Here is a 17,706-nt window from a genome sequence, read left to right as displayed (position 1 = left end):
GTCGATGCCGCGGGGGGACAGTTCTCGGCGGTGGCGGTCAGGCCCCAGAAAAAGCAGGTGCCGGCAATCGCCCCGGCAAACGGCTATCGCAAGGCGCCGAAACCGGCAAAGCGATCCGCCACTAGCGGGGTGAGCCTGAACATGGGAGACCACGACAACCTGGACGAGGCTTTCGAAAAATACTAGACACCGAACAGGAGGTTCCCATGGCGGTTGCAGCGATTGCGGAAACCAGGCAGTACCTGACCTTCAAGCTGGCGGAGGAGGTATTTGCCGTCGATGTGGCGAAGGTGAGAGAAATCCTGGAGTTGACCACCATCACCAAGATCCCCCGGACGCCGGATTACATGCGGGGGGTGATCAACCTGCGGGGCAGCGTGGTGCCGGTGATGGACATGCGTCTCAAGTTCGGCATGGAGGAAACGGAGCAGACGGTGAACACCTGCATCATCGTGGTGGAGGTCGTGCACGAGGACGAGATCGTGGTCATCGGCGCCCTGGCCGATTCGGTGCAGGAGGTGTTCGAACTGGAACCGGACCAGATCGAGCCGCCGCCGAACATCGGCGCCGGGCTCAACACGGAGTTCATCCTGGGCATGGGCAAGAACGGCGGCCAGTTCATCATGATCCTGAATATCGACCGGACTTTCAGCAGCGCGGAGCTGGACCTGGCGGGCGAGGCGATGCAGGAGGCCGCCTGAGGCGCGCCGCGACACGTTGAAGGCTGTGGGGCCGGGGCTGCATTGTTCGGGGAGTGGAACAGTGCAGTACCGGCCCTTGGTTTTTTCGGAGCGGGGCAACGCCGCGAGGAGAAGCGGGAACATCGGGCAGCCCCACAAAAACCCCCCACCACCGCCCTCCGGCCGGCACCGCCTGGTGCCCCCCCTTCGCACATTTCTGCAACAGGTGTGTGACACACAAAGTGTTCCATAATTAAATCTCAATAATTATTTTTCAATAACCGCAGTGACGCTATTGCATCTATTTATCTGAATTTGCATACTATTTTATTTTTCCGTCCCCGAGCCGGCATCCTGGCACACAACGTGGAATATTTACACTCACCTGTAACGGCATTTTGATTTTTTCAACGCAAGGAGGCCTCGCGGAATGGCTGTTTTTTCGGTACGGATCGAAACGCTCCCCCAGGAAGCCGGGGCGGTGGTCGTCAGGGTAGCGGGCCCCACCGGGGCAACCGATGTAAGCGCCCTTCTCATGCAACTGCTGGAGGCCTTCGAGCAGACCGACGACGTGATCCTGGACCTTCACGGCGTAACGAGGATCGATGCCGCAGGCCTGCAACTGCTCTGCTCATCCCACAGAAGCTCGATCTTCAGCAACAAGGGGTTCAGGATAACCGGACAGGACCGGCCGGCCATCCGGGAAGCCGCAGCCGCTTCGGGCCGGGTGCGCACGTCGGGCTGCGCCATCGACGTCCAACACAGTTGCATCTGGTCGGGAGGCAACAGCTGATGGCCTTCACCTTTTTCATGCGCGATCAGCCGACCCTGGAGCATGCCGCGGAGCACATGATCCGCTATGCCAGCGGCCGCAGCCGGATCAAGATCTGGGATGCCGGCTGCGCCCTGGGGCAGGAGACCTGGACCATCGCCATGATCCTGGCCGAACGGATGAACCAGTTCGGGTTCAAGAACCTGCGCATCGACGCCACCGACTACGACAGCGCCAACAACTTCGGCGATTGCGTCACCGCCGCCACGTATCCCGCCGACGAACTCCAGCGGACTCCGCAGCAACTGCTCGCCAAATACTTCGAACCGGCCGACAAGCCGGGGTATCTCCGCGTGAACGAGTTGCTCCGCAGTCGCGTGACCTTCCAATACCACGATCTGCTCTCGCTGAAACCGGTGGGGGGCGATTACTGCCTGGTCGTCTGCAAGAACGTCATGCTCCATTTCCAGTACCCGGAGCGGGTCGAGGTGTTCAGGATGTTCCACCAGGCCCTGGCGCCGGGCGGATATCTGGCCACGGAGAACACCCAGAAACTGCCCCACGAGGTGGCGCACCTCTTCACCCAGGTCGTGCCGGACGCCCAACTGTTCAAGAAGGTCGGAGACTGACCGCCATGAAGATCATTCCCCTGCGGCATAACGATACCACCTACAGTTGCAACTCGTACCTGATCCTCGGCGACTGGAACCGGATCGAGGACGTCAATACCATCATCGATCCCGGCACCGATAGCTTCATCATCGAAGAGATAGACCATCTCCCCACCGGCTTCGGCAAGATCCCGGTGGCACAGGTCATCCTCACCCACAACCATTTCGACCACGCGGGGGCGGTCAAGGCCCTTAAGGCCCGTTACAACGCCCGCGTGCTGGCTTTCAGCGACGGTGCGGGGGTTGACGAACTCCTCAACGACGGGCAGTTCGTCAAGGCGGGCGACGGTATCATGGAGGTGCTCCATACCCCCGGCCATTCCTCCGATTCCATCTGCCTGTACGCACCGTCGGAAAAGGCGCTTTTTTCCGGGGACACCCAGGTGCGGGTGCGCTGGCCCGGCGACGTGTACTCCCCGGAGTATGTGGAGGCGCTGTTCAAGCTGGCCTGCCGGGATATCCAGAAGATCTACCCCGGCCACGACGAACCCATAACGAGCGATTGCCAGGAGATGATCTTCAAGACATTGAGCAACGTTAAAAGCTCTGAAAACTTACCATAAGGCGGTCAGGCGGCGGAGACTATTCGAAGAAAGGTTTTATGATCGGGCGATTTTCCAAAATCGACCGAACTAAAGGAGGTAGTATGCTGAAGAACATGAAGATCGGTGGACGGCTGACGTTCGGATTCGGCATTATTGTGGCGTTGCTGGTAATAATGTTTGGTTTGTCGCTCTTTCGCCTCGGTTCCCTCAACCACGAAATCGACGACCTGATCCACGACAAACTCGTAAAATCCAACCTTGCCGGCGACTTGCAGGACCAGGTTAACGTCATCGCCCGCGCAAGCAGGAATATCATCCTGTTGGACGATCAGAAGGACATCGACAAGGAAGAGGCCCGCATCCAGGAAGCGCGCAAAAAATCCGTGGATGATATAACCAAGCTCGACAAGATGATTGCGAGCGACACCGGCAAAGCGCTGATGAAAAAGGTGAACGAGGACAGGGAGCCCTATCGGCAGAGCACGGAACTCCTGGAAAAAACGGCTCTTGCCGGCAAGAAGGCCGAGGCCAGGGTCGTGCTGTTCGAAAAGGTCCGGCCGGCACAATCCGCCTATATGGATTCATTGCAAAAACTGGTGGATTACCAGCAAAAGCAGAGCGAGATGGTCGGCAACGACGCTTTCGCCGTGTATAAGGCAACGCGCAACATGCTGATCGGTCTCGGCATAGCGGCCCTCTTGATCGCATATTTCGTATCCCGTTTCATTACCCGCTCCATCACGGTGCCGATCAATGCCTGTGTGGATGCGGCCAACAAGATCGCCGTGGGAGACACCGACGTTGCCTTCGACACGAACGCCACGGACGAGACCGGCATCCTGCAACAGGCCATGCAAAAAATGGTCGAGGCGATCAACCGCCTGGTGGCGGATGCCGGTATGCTGTCCGATGCCGCCACTGCCGGGAAACTGGCGACCCGCGCCGACGCCTCGAAACACCAGGGCGACTTCCAGAAGGTCGTTGCCGGGTTCAATGAAACCCTGGATGCCGTGATCGGGCCGCTGAACGTGGCTGCCGAGTACGTGGACCGGATCAGCAAGGGGGACATCCCCCCCAGGATCACCGACAACTACAACGGCGACTTCAACGAGATCAAGCTCAACCTGAACAACTGCATCGACAACGTCAATGCCCTGGTCACCGATGCCAACATGCTCTCCAGGGCCGCCGTCGAAGGCCAGCTTGCCATACGCGCCGATGCAGGCAAACATCAGGGGGACTTCCAGAAGATCATGACCGGGGTGAATGCCACCATTGACCGGCTGGTGGGACTCCTCGACTCCATGCCGGCGCCGGCCATGATCATCGATACCGATTTCACCGTCCGGTACATGAACGAACTGGGTGCCAGGGTCGGCGGAAAGACGGCTGCCCAGGTGATCGGCACCAAATGCTATGACCACTTCAAAACCTCGGACTGCAAGACCCAGAACTGCGCCTGCCACCGTGCCATATCGGGCGGCCAGACCGCCAGCAGTGAAACCGATGCCCACCCGTCGGCGGGACTCGACCTGGATATCGCATACACCGGGCTGCCGCTGAGGAACGAAGCGGGGCAGATCATCGGGGCGTTTGAGGTGGTGACGGATCAAACCGAGATTAAAAAAGCCATGCGGCTTTCGGCAAAGGTCGCCGAGTATCAGGATAAAGAGACGCAGAAACTGGTCGGCTGCCTTGAAAAACTTGCCAAGGGAGATACGGAGTTTTCCGTTGTCACCGAACCCGCCGATAACGATACCCAGGGCGCCAAACAGACCTTCGATACGATAGCCGAAGCGGTCAACACCTGCGTCGCCGTCGTCAATGCCCTGGTCACGGATGCGAATATGTTGTCCCGCGCCGCCGTGGAAGGCAAACTGGCGACCCGTGCCGATGCCTCCAAACACCAGGGCAACTTCCAAAAGATCGTTGCCGGGGTCAATGACTGCCTGGACGCGGTTATCGGCCCGCTGAACGTGGCCGCCGAATACGTGGACCGCATCTCGAAAGGCGACATTCCGCCGGCGATCACGGACAACTACAACGGCGATTTCAACGAGATCAAGATCAACCTGAACATCCTCATCGAAGCCACCAACAGGATCACCGCGGCGGCCAAGGAGGTGGCCACCGGCAACCTGATGGTGGAGCTGAAGGAACGCTCGCCCAGCGACGAATTGATGCGCGCCCTCTCCGACATGGTGGCCAAGCTGGTGGAGGTGGTGAACAACGTGAAGGCCGCCGCCGACAACGTGACGGCAGGCAGCCGCGAGATGAGCGCCAGTTCCGAGGAGATGTCCCAGGGGGCGACGGAGCAGGCGGCCGCGGCCGAGGAGGCGTCCTCCAGCATGGAACAGATGACCGCCAATATCCGCCAGAGCGCCGACAACGCCTCCCAGACCGAGAAGATCGCCATCAAGAGTTCCGAAGACGCCAAGGAGGGCGGCAAGGCGGTGGCCGAGACCGTTTCCGCCATGAAGGAGATCGCCGGCAAGATCTCCATCATCGAGGAGATCGCCCGCCAGACCAACCTGTTGGCCCTGAACGCCGCCATCGAGGCGGCCCGGGCCGGGGAGCACGGCAAAGGTTTCGCGGTGGTGGCCGCCGAGGTGCGCAAACTGGCGGAACGGAGCCAGAAGGCGGCAGGCGAGATCGGCAGCCTCTCCACTTCGAGCGTGGAGGTGGCCGAAAAGGCGGGCGGCATGCTGGCCCGCATCCTGCCCGACATCCAGAAGACCTCCGAACTGGTGCAGGAGATCGGCGCCGCCAGCCGCGAGCAGGACGCCGGGGCCGAGCAGATCAACAAGGCCATCCAGCAGTTGGACCAGGTCATCCAGAAGAACGCCGGCGCCGCCGAGGAGATGTCGGCGACCGCCGAGGAGCTTTCCTCCCAGGCCGAACAACTGCAAAGCTGCATCGACTTCTTCAAGGTCGATGCCGCGGGGGGACAGTTCTCGGCGGTGGCGGTCAGGCCCCAGAAAAAGCAGGTGCCGGCAATCGCCCCGGCAAACGGCTATCGCAAGGCGCCGAAACCGGCAAAGCGATCCGCCACTAGCGGGGTGAGCCTGAACATGGGAGACCACGACAACCTGGACGAGGCTTTCGAAAAATACTAGACACCGCGAACGGGCGAGGGGCGAAGCGACCCCCCTCGCCCGACGGTTAATCAACAGGAGGTTCCCATGGCGGTTGCAGCGATTGCGGAAACCAGGCAGTACCTGACCTTCAAGCTGGCGGAGGAGGTATTTGCCGTCGATGTGGCGAAGGTGAGAGAAATCCTGGAGTTGACCACCATCACCAAGATCCCCCGGACGCCGGACTACATGCGGGGGGTGATCAACCTGCGGGGCAGCGTGGTGCCGGTGATGGACATGCGTCTCAAGTTCGGCATGGAGGAAACGGAGCAGACGGTGAACACCTGCATCATCGTGGTGGAGGTGCTGCACGAAGACGAGATCGTGGTCATCGGCGCCCTGGCCGATTCGGTGCAGGAGGTGTTCGAACTGGAACCGGACCAGATCGAGCCGCCGCCGAACATCGGCGCCAAACTCAACACGGAGTTCATCCTGGGCATGGGCAAAAACGGCGGCCAGTTCATCATGATCCTGAATATCGACCGGACTTTCAGCAGCGCGGAGTTGGACCTGGCGGGCGAAGCGATCCAGGAGGCGGCCTGAAGCGCGCAAGTATAGTGTAACGGCGCCCGGGAGGGCCGGCCGGAAATGCGTGGAGCCGGCCTGCATTGTTCAGAAAGATGAACATGCAGGTCCGGCTCTCTTTTTTACCTTATGCGGCTTGTGGGAACCGGGCGACGCCAGGATGGTTCTCAAGGAGAAGCGGGAACATCGGGCAGCCCCACAAAAAAACCCCACGACCGGAGGAATGGTCGCAGGGCCCAAAAAGGAGGAGTGCCCATCTTAGGGGTTAAACACCGGCAAAGCAATGAAAACAGCGCCTTACGAATTCTTTCCTTGATTGGCCCTTTTTCGCCGCAATGTGATCGGCCATGTCCTTGTTTCGGCAGTGAAACGGTGTGCGTTTCGAGGAGAAAACACGGGGCGGTTCCGGCATACATACCGGCAGAACGCCCTTACCGGGTGCCATGGTACTGCGCAAAAAGGCTTCCCATCGGCAACGGTCTCGTGTTCAGACGCGATTTTTTCCGAATCGACCGCTACTCTTTCTTAAACCTGGCTCCTTCCTTGCTCATCAGGGAATCCCCTTCAAGTACGAATTCAAAGGTTTGACCCGTTTTGCCCGGTCCGGTGGTGAAGATGACATGATTACCCTTTACCACATATTTTCCCTGGGAGGATCTTTTCCCGAATCTGTTGGTAAACGTTCCATCCTCTTTTAGTTCAATGGAAACAGTGGATGCCATTATATTTACGTACTTACCGGTTACCTGAAGCTTTGTCTCCCCGATGGCGCTCTTACCGGTCCCGCCCTGGGCGGCGCCGGCACACCCCATAAGGGTCAACAAGCCCCCTATCACCAGCATTACCATAATTTGCTTCATAATCGTCTCCTCTGCGCATGTTAAAAACAGGAATCCCGGGAACGGCAGAGGGTTATGAGCCCCCCGATTTCAGCCCCGGCGTAATGGGCCTGGCGAATGCCCCGAACACGCCATATCCCTCTTCTACATGACAAAAACACAATTTTCAACGCAATTCGGAAGCATTACCGAAAAACGGCCATGCCATAGCTTCTCCTCGAATTTCCGTTCCCGGACAAGGAATCGCGCCACCGGTCTCCTCCCTTTCAGCCCTCGGGATGAGACGACCCCGCCTCCGTCAATAAAGCGCCTTTATCGCCTCCCTGAGCGCCGAGAGCCGGTAGGGTTTCTGGATAAAGCCCGCCACCCCCTTGCCGGCAAACTTCTGGTTGACCTCATGCTCGCTGAAACCGCTGGACATGATCACCTTGACGCCGGGATTCAGCCGCCGCAGCTCCCGGAAACACTGCTCGCCGTCCATATGCGGCATGGTGAGGTCCAGGATGACGAAGGCGATGCCGGGAGCGGCTTTAAAGGCTTCTACGGCTTCCCGGCCGTCGTTGGCGGTGATGACCTCGAACCCCAGTTCCTGGAGCATTGCCTTCCCGATACCCCGCACGGTCTCTTCATCGTCCACCAGGAGCACCGTGCCGCCTCCTCTCCACTGGTCCGTCGAATGGCTGCCCTCATGGTTGAACAGTTCGGCCGGTTTGCCGCTGGCCGGCAGAAGGATCTTGAAGGACGTGCCTTTGTCCAATTCGCTGTAGACCTTGATCGCCCCTTTATGGCTTCTCACGATGCCCATGACCGCCGCCATGCCCAGTCCCCTGCCGGTAAACTTGGTGGTATAGAAGGGGTCGAAGATCTTGGCCAGGGTATCCTTGCTCATGCCGCAGCCGGTGTCCGCGATCTCCAGGTAGACGTACAGTCCCGCGGTGATGTTCTCGTCCAGCCAGACGTCCTTCAGGTAGCCCTTGTCGCAATCCATGCAGCCGGTCGTTATGGCGATGACGCCGCTCTTGTCCCCGATCGCCTCCGAGGCGTTGATCACCAGGTTCATGATGATCTGGCGCATCTGGGTGGCGTCGGCCTCCACCGTGGGCAGGGAAGGGTTCAGGTTGAGCCGCAGTACCGCCTTCTTGGATATGGAAACCTCCAGCATATGGAGCATATCCTCCAGCAGCCGGTTCAGGTGGATATGCTCGACCACGAACTTGCCTTTGCCCGAATAGGCAAGCATCTGCTTGGCCAGGTCCGCCGCCCGGGCCGCCGCCTCCTCGATCCTGTGCAGGTTGTCCACGGCGGGCGATTCCTTGTTGATGCGCATCAAGGCCAGATCGGCGTTGCCGAGGATCGCCATGAGGATATTATTGAAGTCGTGGGCAATGCCGCCCGCCAGAACCCCCAGGCTCTCCAGTTTCTGGGCGTGAAGCAGTTGCTGTTCAAGATGAAGCCGCTCCGCTTCGAACCGTAGCCGCTCCGTCAGGTCGCGGGCTGCGGACAGGCTATACTCGACACCTTCAAACCAGAACAACTTGATCCCGATCTCCACCGGGATCAAACGGCCGTCCTTGGCCCTTTGACTGGTTTCGATACGGAGCGCGTCGTGCGCCTTGATCTCCTCCCAATGTTTGGCCCATATTTCGGGGGGAAAGTCCGGATCGATGTCGAATACATGCATGGCCAGAAACTCGTCCCGCGTGTATCCGAGGGTTTCGCAGGCCGCCTTGTTGACATAGAGGAAACGGGCGTCCTTCCCCACGAGGAAAATCGAATCGCGGGCATTGTCCAGGGCGTGGCGGTACAACTCCAGGGTGCGGCTTTTCTCCTTCAACTCGCTGATATCGCGGTGGATCGCCAGGACCATCTGGCGGCCGCTCAGTTCTAAGAGTTGCAGGGATACGAGCATGGGGCGGATGTCGCCCGTTTTCGTGCGGTGGGCGGTCTCAAAACTGATCGTTCCCTCCCGGCGCAGCACCTCCATCACCTCGGCCTGGCCCGCCGCGTTTTTGGTGGCTTCAAAGTCGGAGAGGGCGAGGGCCGCATACTCCTCGCGGGAATAACCGAGCAACGCGTGGGCCGCCGTGTTGAACTCCAGCGGACGGAAGGCCGGGACCCCCCAGAGCACGATCCCGTCCGGAGACTGATTGAACAGGGTGCGGTACAGGGTTTCCGATTCCTGCAGCAAACGGTGGGCTTCGGACAGCTGGGAATAGTTGGCGATCTCGTTGTCCAGCATCACCCCGGCATAGACGAAGAAAGGCTGTAAATCTTCGTAGATGCTCGGGTTGGTGAGTTGCATCCCCTCCATGCGGATGGCGCCGATGTTCCGTTGGCGGGACACGAGGGGGAAGATCCAGTTTTCAAGCGTAACGGCACAGGTTTCCCCGGGGTAAGACACCTGCCCGTCGGGATTGCCGGACTGCCGAGGCTTGCCGCCGGCCAGTACGGCGGCGACATCGGGATCCGGGAGTTCCGCGAACTCCCGGCTGGCTCCGTACACGTCCCTCATCTGCCAAAGACCGTCAAGATGGTAGAAGATGGAGATGTTCGCCGCTCCGATGGTCTGCATCAGAATATCGAGGATACGCCCCACCGTGTTGTCCAGGCCCGCCACCTTGCTGAGACCGACCAGCAGATTGTTGATCAACTCAAGCCGTGACTTTTGCCGGGCAAGTTCGACCAGCCGGTGGTCCAACTCCGCTGTCGCCGTGACGGTCGCCTGTTCCTCTTTGTTCATGAAATGCCTGCCTTTGTGTGGTCTCGGGTCCCGTGCGGTGAGTCGCGGGAGGTAATTCGCATTACGGGTTTGAATCAACCGCGCGGGGCACGAGGGTTGCCGCAAGGATTGCTTCAAGATGTTCGAGCCCCACGTCGACCCAGCGCAGCTCCAGGGAGGTCATGGCGCTGACGGCTTCCGCCTCGGCGCTGAAATCCCCCGAACAGGGGGTGCGGATCGCCAGCAGGTACGTGTGGGCCGTGCGGAAGATGGAGCGCATGATCTCCGGGTCGCCGGGCATGACGCCGCCGACTATTTCCCGCCAGTGGAGCGCCCAGTCCTCGAACAGGAAGAAGGCCCCCTGCTCCAGCTCGCGACAGAACATGTCGTGGCCGAGATAGATTTCGACGCAATTCTGGCCGGGCGTTCTGGCGACGCGGGCAGTTTCCAGGATTTGATCCATGCGCGGGTGGCAGGCGCCGTAAAAGACGATCGACGGCTCCGCGGCATGCAGGCTCAGACACCTTTCGAGACCGCTCTCAAGCCGGTCGAAGTCGACGTGCAAACCCGACGGCAGGAATGCGGTCTCCAGACGCCAGCCGTTTTTTTCGGCAAGAAAGCGGATCTCCCTTTTCAGGATGCCGCATCCGATGATGTTGCGAGGCGCCGTCACGGCAGGCCGTCCCCATAGGAGCCGTGTTTGATGGCGGCATCCACCAGCGCCCGGATGTTCGGTTCCGGGATCCTGAACGGCATCAACAGGGTGCCGAAGGCAAAACCGCCGGCCCGCTTGCCGGCCTGCATGATGCCCTCCACCTCCCGGTCGATCTCCTGCGGCGACCAGTCGATCAGCCTGATATCGTTGATGGCGGCGGCGATCAGCGCCTGGGGGCCCAGGATGTTCCTGGCCTCGGCGATGTCGTCGTAGGGATTGAGGTAATAGGCGCCGATGCCGGTATGTTCCTTCAGGTCGGCGAGGATCGGGTTGATCTTGCCGCCGCCGTTGAAGAAGACGACCCCCGCCGGGCCGGGGTCTTCCAGATCCCTGATCACCCAGGGGAGCGCCAGTTCCCGGAATTTCGCGGGGGTGATGAAGGTGGCGGAAGCCACCGGGTCGACGTACACGATCAGGTCGGCGCCCGCCTCGCGCAATGCCGTGATCTGCCGGGAACAAAACTGCGAGCACAGCTCCAGCAGCCGGTCGCGAAGCTGTATGTCGCCGTTCAGAAACAGGTCCATCCACTGCCCGATGCCCATGAGCATGGACGGCAGGCTGAACGAAGCCGTCACCACGCCGAGCACCGGCCAGCGCCCCTGCGACTCCTGTTTCAGCATACGGATGCAGTGTGTCAGTTGCCGGAAGCGGGGATGATCGTTCAGATCGTCCGGGACGTGCAGCTTCCCGATGTCCTCGGGGCGGCCGATGGCCAGATGGCCGACGTTGGGCGGGCCGTCGTCGGCATAGACGATGTTCCGGCAACCGAGCACCTCCGCCTCCAGGGCGGAATAAAACATCCCCAGCAGGGTATCGTAGCCGTATTTCTCGCGAAGGCGCACCTGCCCCTCGGCCACCAGGTCGCCGCTGGAGTAGTAGTGCTTCAGGGAAACGCCCAGCTCGCCGGCCCCCTGGTCGAGGAGGTTGCAGACGATCGGCACCCGGTCGGGTGTTGCGCCGGTAAGTAGCGCTCCGAAGCGGTCCAGGCCCGTGGTCACGACCGCAACTCCTTCACCAGACGGGCTACCACGGCAGGCGCCTCGGCGGCGGTATCGGCCCAGGCGTCGGCCCCGACCTCGCGGAACAGGTTGTCGTGGAAGCGATAGGGGGCGCCGCCCACGATGATCCGCATCTTGTGCTCCAACCCCTGTTCGTTCAGCAGTTGCCGCACCCGCTTGGGGCCGCGCTCGCCGGTGGCGGTATGGATCATCATGGAGGAGATGCCGATGACCTGGGCATTGGCGGAAAGCGCGGCTTCGACGAAGCGCTCGGGGGCGACATTGATGCCCAGGTCCGTAACCTGGAACATCCTGGCCTTCAGGCAGCCGCTCACGATCTTTTTACCCAGGCCGTGGAAGTCGCCGTGACTGGTGCCGATGACGACGTGCCCCTGCACTTCGGGGGCCGATGCGAACAGCGGGATCAAACGGTCGGTCACCTCCTCGGCTATCTGCGATGCCAGGAAGTGCTGTGACAGGGTTATCAGGTTGTCGGTGGAAATCATCCCCCCGATCATCCGCTCCATGCCGGGGACGACAATGTCGAAGATCACCTTCTCGGGCGCCATGCCGTCATCCAGGGATTCCTGTATGACCTTCAGCGCCGCGGCTTTATCGGTATCGAAGAGGGCTTGCAGATAGGCATTCAGGGTGCGTTGTTCCATACTGTCAGCCATGACCGATTCTCCTGTCCGGGCATGCCTGCCCGTGGTGGAGCGATTTCATGCTGCTGGATGAAGTGATACGACCGGGGCGAGATGAGGCCGTTTCTATATAACATTAACCTTGGTTAAATTAAATGTATTTTTGCCAATGATGGATCACCCTTGGGCAAACGGCGGATGCGCCGTGCGCGCGAGCGGCGAATCCGGCCGGCGGAGATGTGGCTGGGGGGATACGGACGGCAGCGGGGTAAAAGGCCAAAAAGCCCTTTTCCTGTGAGTGGAAGGCGTGAGTTGCGGTTCCGGCGAGGGGAGACGGACTCTCTTCCGGGAGCTTTGCGGAGTAACAGACCAGGGTGGGTTTCAACGGCGCGGCGAATTTTTCGGGGCAGGGTAAAACGGGCTCATGCGCCGGACCTACCGGGCCGCGTCATGTCCCGGCGGCTGCGCCTCCCACTTCCCCGCCTCGGAATTCAACAGGACAATGTCGACCCGCCTGTTTCTGGCGCGCCCCTCCTGCGTATCGTTGGTGTCTACAGGGCGGTATTCGCCATAACCGACGGTTGAAATCTTTTCGGGCGGCAAGCCGAAACTCTCCGTGAGCAAGTGCATGATGTTGTTCGCGCGGCCGGTCGACAGCTCCCAGTTCGAGCGGAACTGTGCCGTGCTGATCGGCACGTTGTCCGTGTGCCCCTCCACCCGCACGTCGTTATCGTAGTTTTTCAATGATTCCGCAATGGTCGAGATAATAGCCTGCGACTGCGGTTTCACCGCTGCGCTGCCGGAATCGAAAAAGCCCGCTTCCTTGAGGCTTATCACCAAGCCCCGCTTCGTTATGCCGACGTTGACCTTCTCCCGCATGCCTTCCTTGGTGAGGTAGGCCTCGATGGACGACTTGATCTGCCTGAAATCCGTATCGGTCGCCACGGTCCGGGGCACTATCGTTCTCGCGCGGTTCCTGTCCGCCGGGTTCGTCGCCAGTCTCGGTTTGATATCCGGTATGGGGGTAAGGGCGCTTGAGGTGATCACATTGATCTTGGGCGACGGCGCGCCGGTCTGCGCCATGCCGAAGGCGCTTTGCATCGACTGCATGACCTCTTCGACCTTCTTCTTGTCCGATACGGACATGGCATACATGACGACGAACACCGCAAACAGCAATGTCAAAAGGTCGCCGTAGGATACAAGCCATCGTTCGTGGTTGGGATGCTTTTCCGGTTCTCGTTTCAGTGCCATAAATGACCAGTCGTCTATAAGATAGCCCAAAAAAAATTCAGGCCCTCAGAAGCCTGTCGAAAAAAAGCGCGAGACAATTTGTCACGGCCGCGGCGTCGTTTTCGATCTTCATGCGGACGATGCTGCCCTGCCAGGCGTCCCAGAAGAACAGGGCCGCGTCCTGGGGATCGACATCGGTTCTGGCGTATCCCTTTTGCTGGGCCTTGTCGATTTGGACGGCAATATTGGTACGCATGTCGTTAATGATCGCCGAAGTGGCATTACGGCACAAATCGCTGGTTTCACAGATTTCGGCGGCTATGAGGGCAACGGCGCAAAACGTTTTGACGGACAAGACCTCGTGCTTTTCCAGCAGGGTGATAAAGCAGTTCCTGAGCGCCTCAAGAGGGTCGGGGGCAGTGTCGTCGAAACACTCGTGCCATTTTTTCCAAAAGTCGATGGAATGACCCTTGATGATTTCGACCCCGAACTCTTCCTTGCTTTTGAAGTAGGTATAGAAGGAGCCTTTCGGCACGTTCGCCTGATCGACGATCTCCTTGATGCCCGTTCCGTGGAAACCGCGCTGGGAAAACAGGGCAAGGCCCACCTCAAGCAGGTGGTTGCGGGTTATTTCGATTTTATTCGGCTTGGTCACGGTCATATTATATGACCGGTCGTCTGTATGGTCAACACCTTATTTTCCATGAAGTATTCCCGGTATCGCCGGTACGGAGACGGAAAAATACCGGTTCGCGGCCACGCCCCTATCCCCGCGCCGCCCGAACGGACAGAGCCCGGACTGCGCTGCAATCCGGGCTCTCGAACCGCCATCCGGGGCGGGAAGTCCAGGGCTCCCCGCTATCGCCGGTTACTGCATCTTCTCGCCGTAACGCTCCTGGTAGTACTTCTTGATCTTGTCCAACTGATCCTTGCTCATCCCTTTTATGTACCACTCGTGTCTGACGTCATGGGACAGATACTTGTCCACGAGCTGGTTGTACAGCTCCGGTCCGGCGACGTTCTTCACCTCGGGCAGGAACTCGCTGTAGAAGTTCTTCGACACGTCGTAGATGCCGTGCCACCAGGCGTAATCGGGGCCGGACATGGCGGCGCCGTGACGGGCGCGTCTCCCTTCGTGGTGCCACAGCTCCCAATAGATCCAGTCGAGTTTATCGTCGAAATCGGCCTTGGTGAGCTTGCCCTTGTCCATGAGCTCTTTCCTGATGGCGGTGGCGGGCTTGGCAAACTTGCTGTCGTAGAGATCCACCAGATTGTCGAACTGCTTGTAGTGCCCGTCGATGAACGGCGAGGAATGGCAGTTGCCGCACACGTCCTTCATGGCGTCCCGGCGCTTGTCGAAATTCTCCAGTTTTTTCGAGACGGGCGGGCGCAGGTTCCAACTGATGCGCGCACCGACGTCATGGGTTACCGGCTGGTTGGGGGTGGCGCTCATGTGGCAGGTGGCGCAGGTCGGGGCCGCGGTATAATCCTTGCCCACCACCCACGAATCCTTGTCGAGATTGAGCTTGTCCTTGTTCACGGCATAGAGGATGCCGTGTTTGGACTCCTCGTACACCTCTTTCTGGGGATGATCCGGGCCGAGATGGCATTTGTTGCAGGTTTCGGGCTGGCGGACCTGGGCTTTGGAGAAGCTGTGCCGGGTATGGCAGGCGGAGCACGATCCCCGCGAACCGTCGGGGTTGATCCTGCCGATGCCGGTATTGGGCCAGCTGTTGGTGTCGAGCTTGCCGTTGGCCAACACCTTGACCTTGGCGCCGTGGCACTGGAGGCAGCCGACCGCAACCGCCTCGGGACCGCCCACCACCTCACCGAGATAGTTGTCGAGCGAGTTCAGGATATCGCCCGCCTTGGCGTGGTGGCTGTTGGTCATCTCCTTTTCTTCCTTCGCGTGGCACTTGCCGCAATCCTTCGGCGTCACCAGGACGGCGATCGTGTAGCCGTAGTGCTTCATGGCGTCGGCGTCGGTGGTTTCCGCGCGGTGGCAGGAAAAGCAATCGACCCCTTTCTCCGCATGCTTGCTGGTCTTCCAATCCTTGACAAAGGCCGGGGATTGGGCTTCGTGGCACGAGATACATGCCTGGGCCTCTTTGGAGATCTTCGGTTTCGGCTCCTTCCCCTTTGCCTTGGCGGCCTCGCTGCACGGGGTAAAGGCCAGAACCGCCACTCCGATGAACGTCGGCACCACCATCCAAATGTTACGCTTACCCTGCTTCATACCTGTGCTCCTTTCATGGGGACATCTACTGCACGCGCGGAAATCCGTAAACCGGGACGGTACGGGTAAAACCCTTTGGCACTGAGACGCAGGCGAAAAAGGGGCTGTTCTTTGCAGCCTGTCAGCCCGGCAGGCCTCACGGAAGTCAGTTCGGAGGATGGGTACGTTGATATCAGGGAATGCGTTTTTATAATTTGACGTAGATCAAAAACCGTGCTTTTGATAATTATACCTCGGATTTCGATGGGGGCACGGGTCAAGGGAGGTTGCGAGGACCATAACGTCAATCAAGACTCAGCCAATGTGTGAAACGCCCCTCCCGAAGCCGTTACCGCCATACCCCGGAATGGAGCCCGCAGGGAAGCGAGCGAGAACCGCCGCCCGGCGATCACCATAATCCATTACAAAAACACGCTATTTTTCTCCCTTTTTTTACAGTTTGCGTTAATTGTATTAATATATTAAAATTAAACTACTCTTTAAATCTACCGATATAAGTCTCAATCGACTTCACGCGGCTCCCCTCCCCGACCTTTGTGTTTGTCTCTCATAACGTCAACCTCATGAAAGGGGCGATATGGATACGGCGTATAAATATGAGTTTTCATGGGACCTGCTTGGCGACCTCAAGTTGGGACGGCCCAACCTGGGGCCCAACACCCGCCTGGAAGTCTACCGCCTGATGCAGTTCTGTTTTCGCGATGTCATTGAAAAAGCGCATGGGACCGGGGAGGCGGACCGGATTTTTTATGAGGCGGGATACCTGGCGGGACGGCACTTCTATACCAACCTCATCGAACCGGCGCACAACCTGAACGAGTTTCTCGGCAAGCTTCAAATGCTTCTCATGGAACTCCGGATCGGAATCCTGCGCATTGAGGAAACCGACCTGGAAAAAGGGTACTTCGTCATCACCGTGTCGGAAGACCTGGATTGCTCGGGCCTGCCGGAAAAGGATTATGAGATCTGCACCTATGACGAGGGCTTTATTGCCGCCCTCCTGGAAAGCTTCACCGGCAAACGATTCAAGGTAAAAGAAGTCGACTGCTGGTGCACCGGAGACCGCACATGCCGCTTCACAGCCCAAGCCGAGCCGTAACGGAATTTATGGATACACGTACCAGCGAGATTCTGGCTGATTTTGCCGCAGGACGGATTCCCCCGCAGATCCCCGATGATTGCGACTATGCCGAAGAGCTGAAGATGCTTGCCGCCTATCTGGACGAGTGCTACCGCTTCGCCATGGACATCTCCGGCGGCGATTTCTCCCATAACCACGTGGCCCTGAAAGGCCGTTTCGCCGGCAGCCTCAAAAACCTCCAGGCCAATCTGAAACACCTGACCTGGCAGACCAGGCAGATTGCCCAGGGCGACCTTGCCATGCGCATCGATTTTCTCGGGGAGTTTTCCTCTTCGTTCAACTCCATGGCCGAAAGCCTCGAACACGCGCGGAACGAACTCCTTCACATGAGTACCCACGACGGCCTGACCGGCCTCCACAACCGGGCCTATTTCGATACGGAGATGGACCGGATCGTCAAGGGGAGAGGCTATCCGGTCAGCATCATCGTTGCGGACGTGAACGGTCTCAAACAGGCAAACGATGTTCAGGGGCATGGGGCGGGCGACAAGCTGCTCAGGCAGGCTGCCAAGGTACTGCGCAGTACGTTCCGGGGTGAGGATGTGGTTGCACGCATCGGTGGCGACGAGTTTGCCGTCATCATGCCGAAATCCTCCGAACCGGTAGCCCTGGCCTCGGTTGAGAGGATTCGCCGGCAGATCGTCGAACAGCAGGAGGAAAACAGCATACCGCTTTCGTTGGCTATCGGCGTCGCCGAGGCGGCAACTCCCGATGACCTTCAGAATGCGTTCAGGCTCGCCGATAAAAAGATGTACGAAGATAAAAGACGGCAGAAAAGCCTTCAGGATGGGGCAACGGGGTTGTAAGACAAGGGGCTTCCGGGATGCTCGCCATTGCCCCCCCGGTTTTCAGCC

General features: G+C 59.3%; 17 protein-coding genes. 9 read left to right on the top strand and 8 right to left on the bottom strand.

What is annotated here, in order from left to right; genetic code table 11:
* The 7 genes from LDN12_RS16985 to LDN12_RS16955 form a co-directional block, all read left to right on the top strand.
* The coding region (locus LDN12_RS16985; RefSeq protein WP_223923833.1) for a hypothetical protein at positions 1–186 on the top strand (186 nt) is incomplete at its 5' end.
* A 20-nt stretch (positions 187–206) separates the two neighbouring features.
* Positions 207–701 carry a chemotaxis protein CheW gene (locus LDN12_RS16980; protein ID WP_223923832.1) on the top strand — a complete coding sequence of 165 codons (495 nt, stop codon included), beginning with the start codon at positions 207–209 and terminating at the stop codon, positions 699–701.
* A gap of 409 nt (positions 702–1,110) precedes the next feature.
* A complete protein-coding gene (locus LDN12_RS16975; protein ID WP_223923831.1) occupies positions 1,111–1,473 on the top strand; it encodes a lipid asymmetry maintenance protein MlaB in 363 nt (120 codons plus the stop codon).
* Complete coding sequence (locus LDN12_RS16970; protein WP_223923830.1) at positions 1,473–2,081, top strand: protein-glutamate O-methyltransferase CheR; 609 nt, start codon at positions 1,473–1,475, stop codon at positions 2,079–2,081. Before LDN12_RS16975 ends, LDN12_RS16970 begins: the two co-directional genes overlap by 1 nt.
* A gap of 5 nt (positions 2,082–2,086) precedes the next feature.
* Complete coding sequence (locus LDN12_RS16965; protein WP_223923829.1) at positions 2,087–2,686, top strand: MBL fold metallo-hydrolase; 600 nt, start codon at positions 2,087–2,089, stop codon at positions 2,684–2,686.
* A gap of 83 nt (positions 2,687–2,769) precedes the next feature.
* Entirely contained in the window at positions 2,770–5,784 is a 3,015-nt protein-coding gene (locus LDN12_RS16960) for a methyl-accepting chemotaxis protein (protein ID WP_223923828.1), read from the top strand.
* A gap of 66 nt (positions 5,785–5,850) precedes the next feature.
* Positions 5,851–6,345, top strand: a complete 495-nt coding sequence (locus tag LDN12_RS16955) for a chemotaxis protein CheW (RefSeq protein ID WP_223923827.1) — start codon at positions 5,851–5,853, stop codon at positions 6,343–6,345.
* Between the two features lie 497 nt (positions 6,346–6,842).
* Here the strand turns inward: LDN12_RS16955 and LDN12_RS16950 are convergent, their stop codons facing one another.
* The 8 genes from LDN12_RS16950 to LDN12_RS16915 all read right to left on the bottom strand — a co-directional run bounded on the left by LDN12_RS16950 (position 6,843) and on the right by LDN12_RS16915 (position 15,711).
* Positions 6,843–7,187: a DUF4923 family protein gene (locus LDN12_RS16950; RefSeq protein ID WP_223923826.1), complete on the bottom strand. Its 345-nt coding sequence runs from the start codon at positions 7,185–7,187 to the stop codon at positions 6,843–6,845.
* A gap of 277 nt (positions 7,188–7,464) precedes the next feature.
* On the bottom strand, positions 7,465–9,906 hold the full coding sequence (locus tag LDN12_RS16945; protein ID WP_223923825.1) for a PAS domain-containing sensor histidine kinase: 2,442 nt from the start codon (positions 9,904–9,906) through the stop codon (positions 7,465–7,467).
* Positions 9,907–9,967: 61 nt separating this feature from the next.
* A complete protein-coding gene (locus LDN12_RS16940; RefSeq protein WP_223923824.1) occupies positions 9,968–10,558 on the bottom strand; it encodes a DUF1638 domain-containing protein in 591 nt (196 codons plus the stop codon).
* Positions 10,555–11,598: a uroporphyrinogen decarboxylase family protein gene (locus tag LDN12_RS16935; protein WP_223923823.1), complete on the bottom strand. Its 1,044-nt coding sequence runs from the start codon at positions 11,596–11,598 to the stop codon at positions 10,555–10,557. The genes LDN12_RS16940 and LDN12_RS16935 overlap by 4 nt, the downstream gene beginning before the upstream one ends.
* Entirely contained in the window at positions 11,595–12,275 is a 681-nt protein-coding gene (locus tag LDN12_RS16930) for a B12-binding domain-containing protein (protein ID WP_223923822.1), read from the bottom strand. Before LDN12_RS16930 ends, LDN12_RS16935 begins: the two co-directional genes overlap by 4 nt.
* A gap of 402 nt (positions 12,276–12,677) precedes the next feature.
* Entirely contained in the window at positions 12,678–13,496 is an 819-nt protein-coding gene (locus LDN12_RS16925) for an OmpA family protein (RefSeq protein ID WP_223923821.1), read from the bottom strand.
* 37 nt (positions 13,497–13,533) lie between these two features.
* Entirely contained in the window at positions 13,534–14,136 is a 603-nt protein-coding gene (locus LDN12_RS16920) for a TetR/AcrR family transcriptional regulator (protein WP_223923820.1), read from the bottom strand.
* 207 nt (positions 14,137–14,343) lie between these two features.
* Positions 14,344–15,711 (bottom strand): multiheme c-type cytochrome, encoded by a 1,368-nt coding sequence (locus tag LDN12_RS16915; RefSeq protein ID WP_238482116.1) that lies wholly within the window; start codon positions 15,709–15,711, stop codon positions 14,344–14,346.
* Positions 15,712–16,288: 577 nt separating this feature from the next.
* Here LDN12_RS16915 and LDN12_RS16910 point away from each other — a divergent pair.
* Together LDN12_RS16910 and LDN12_RS16905 are read left to right on the top strand one after the other, a co-directional pair.
* Positions 16,289–16,810, top strand: a complete 522-nt coding sequence (locus LDN12_RS16910; protein ID WP_223923819.1) for a V4R domain-containing protein — start codon at positions 16,289–16,291, stop codon at positions 16,808–16,810.
* On the top strand, positions 16,780–17,658 hold the full coding sequence (locus LDN12_RS16905) for a GGDEF domain-containing protein (RefSeq protein ID WP_223923818.1): 879 nt from the start codon (positions 16,780–16,782) through the stop codon (positions 17,656–17,658). The genes LDN12_RS16910 and LDN12_RS16905 overlap by 31 nt, the downstream gene beginning before the upstream one ends.
* Positions 17,659–17,706 lie beyond the last annotated feature (48 nt).

The sequence above is a fragment of the Geobacter sp. AOG2 genome, from assembly GCF_019972295.1.
Lineage (GTDB): Bacteria > Desulfobacterota > Desulfuromonadia > Geobacterales > Pseudopelobacteraceae > Oryzomonas.
The sequence above is the reverse complement of the archived record's forward strand: the minus strand, read 5'-3'. Positions and strand labels throughout refer to the sequence as shown.

What these genes read in the sequence shown, in the direction of transcription:
- LDN12_RS16980 (WP_223923832.1), top strand. Translation starts at nt 207, where the DNA reads ATGGCGGTTGCAGCGATTGCGGAAACCAGGCAGTACCTGACCTTCAAG.
- LDN12_RS16975 (WP_223923831.1), top strand. Translation starts at nt 1,111, where the DNA reads ATGGCTGTTTTTTCGGTACGGATCGAAACGCTCCCCCAGGAAGCCGGG.
- LDN12_RS16970 (WP_223923830.1), top strand. Translation starts at nt 1,473, where the DNA reads ATGGCCTTCACCTTTTTCATGCGCGATCAGCCGACCCTGGAGCATGCC.
- LDN12_RS16965 (WP_223923829.1), top strand. Translation starts at nt 2,087, where the DNA reads ATGAAGATCATTCCCCTGCGGCATAACGATACCACCTACAGTTGCAAC.
- LDN12_RS16960 (WP_223923828.1), top strand. Translation starts at nt 2,770, where the DNA reads ATGCTGAAGAACATGAAGATCGGTGGACGGCTGACGTTCGGATTCGGC.
- LDN12_RS16955 (WP_223923827.1), top strand. Translation starts at nt 5,851, where the DNA reads ATGGCGGTTGCAGCGATTGCGGAAACCAGGCAGTACCTGACCTTCAAG.
- LDN12_RS16950 (WP_223923826.1), bottom strand. Translation starts at nt 7,187, where the DNA reads ATGAAGCAAATTATGGTAATGCTGGTGATAGGGGGCTTGTTGACCCTT.
- LDN12_RS16945 (WP_223923825.1), bottom strand. Translation starts at nt 9,906, where the DNA reads ATGAACAAAGAGGAACAGGCGACCGTCACGGCGACAGCGGAGTTGGAC.
- LDN12_RS16930 (WP_223923822.1), bottom strand. Translation starts at nt 12,275, where the DNA reads ATGGCTGACAGTATGGAACAACGCACCCTGAATGCCTATCTGCAAGCC.
- LDN12_RS16925 (WP_223923821.1), bottom strand. Translation starts at nt 13,496, where the DNA reads ATGGCACTGAAACGAGAACCGGAAAAGCATCCCAACCACGAACGATGG.
- LDN12_RS16920 (WP_223923820.1), bottom strand. Translation starts at nt 14,136, where the DNA reads ATGACCGTGACCAAGCCGAATAAAATCGAAATAACCCGCAACCACCTG.
- LDN12_RS16915 (WP_238482116.1), bottom strand. Translation starts at nt 15,711, where the DNA reads ATGAAGCAGGGTAAGCGTAACATTTGGATGGTGGTGCCGACGTTCATC.
- LDN12_RS16910 (WP_223923819.1), top strand. Translation starts at nt 16,289, where the DNA reads ATGGATACGGCGTATAAATATGAGTTTTCATGGGACCTGCTTGGCGAC.
- LDN12_RS16905 (WP_223923818.1), top strand. Translation starts at nt 16,780, where the DNA reads ATGCCGCTTCACAGCCCAAGCCGAGCCGTAACGGAATTTATGGATACA.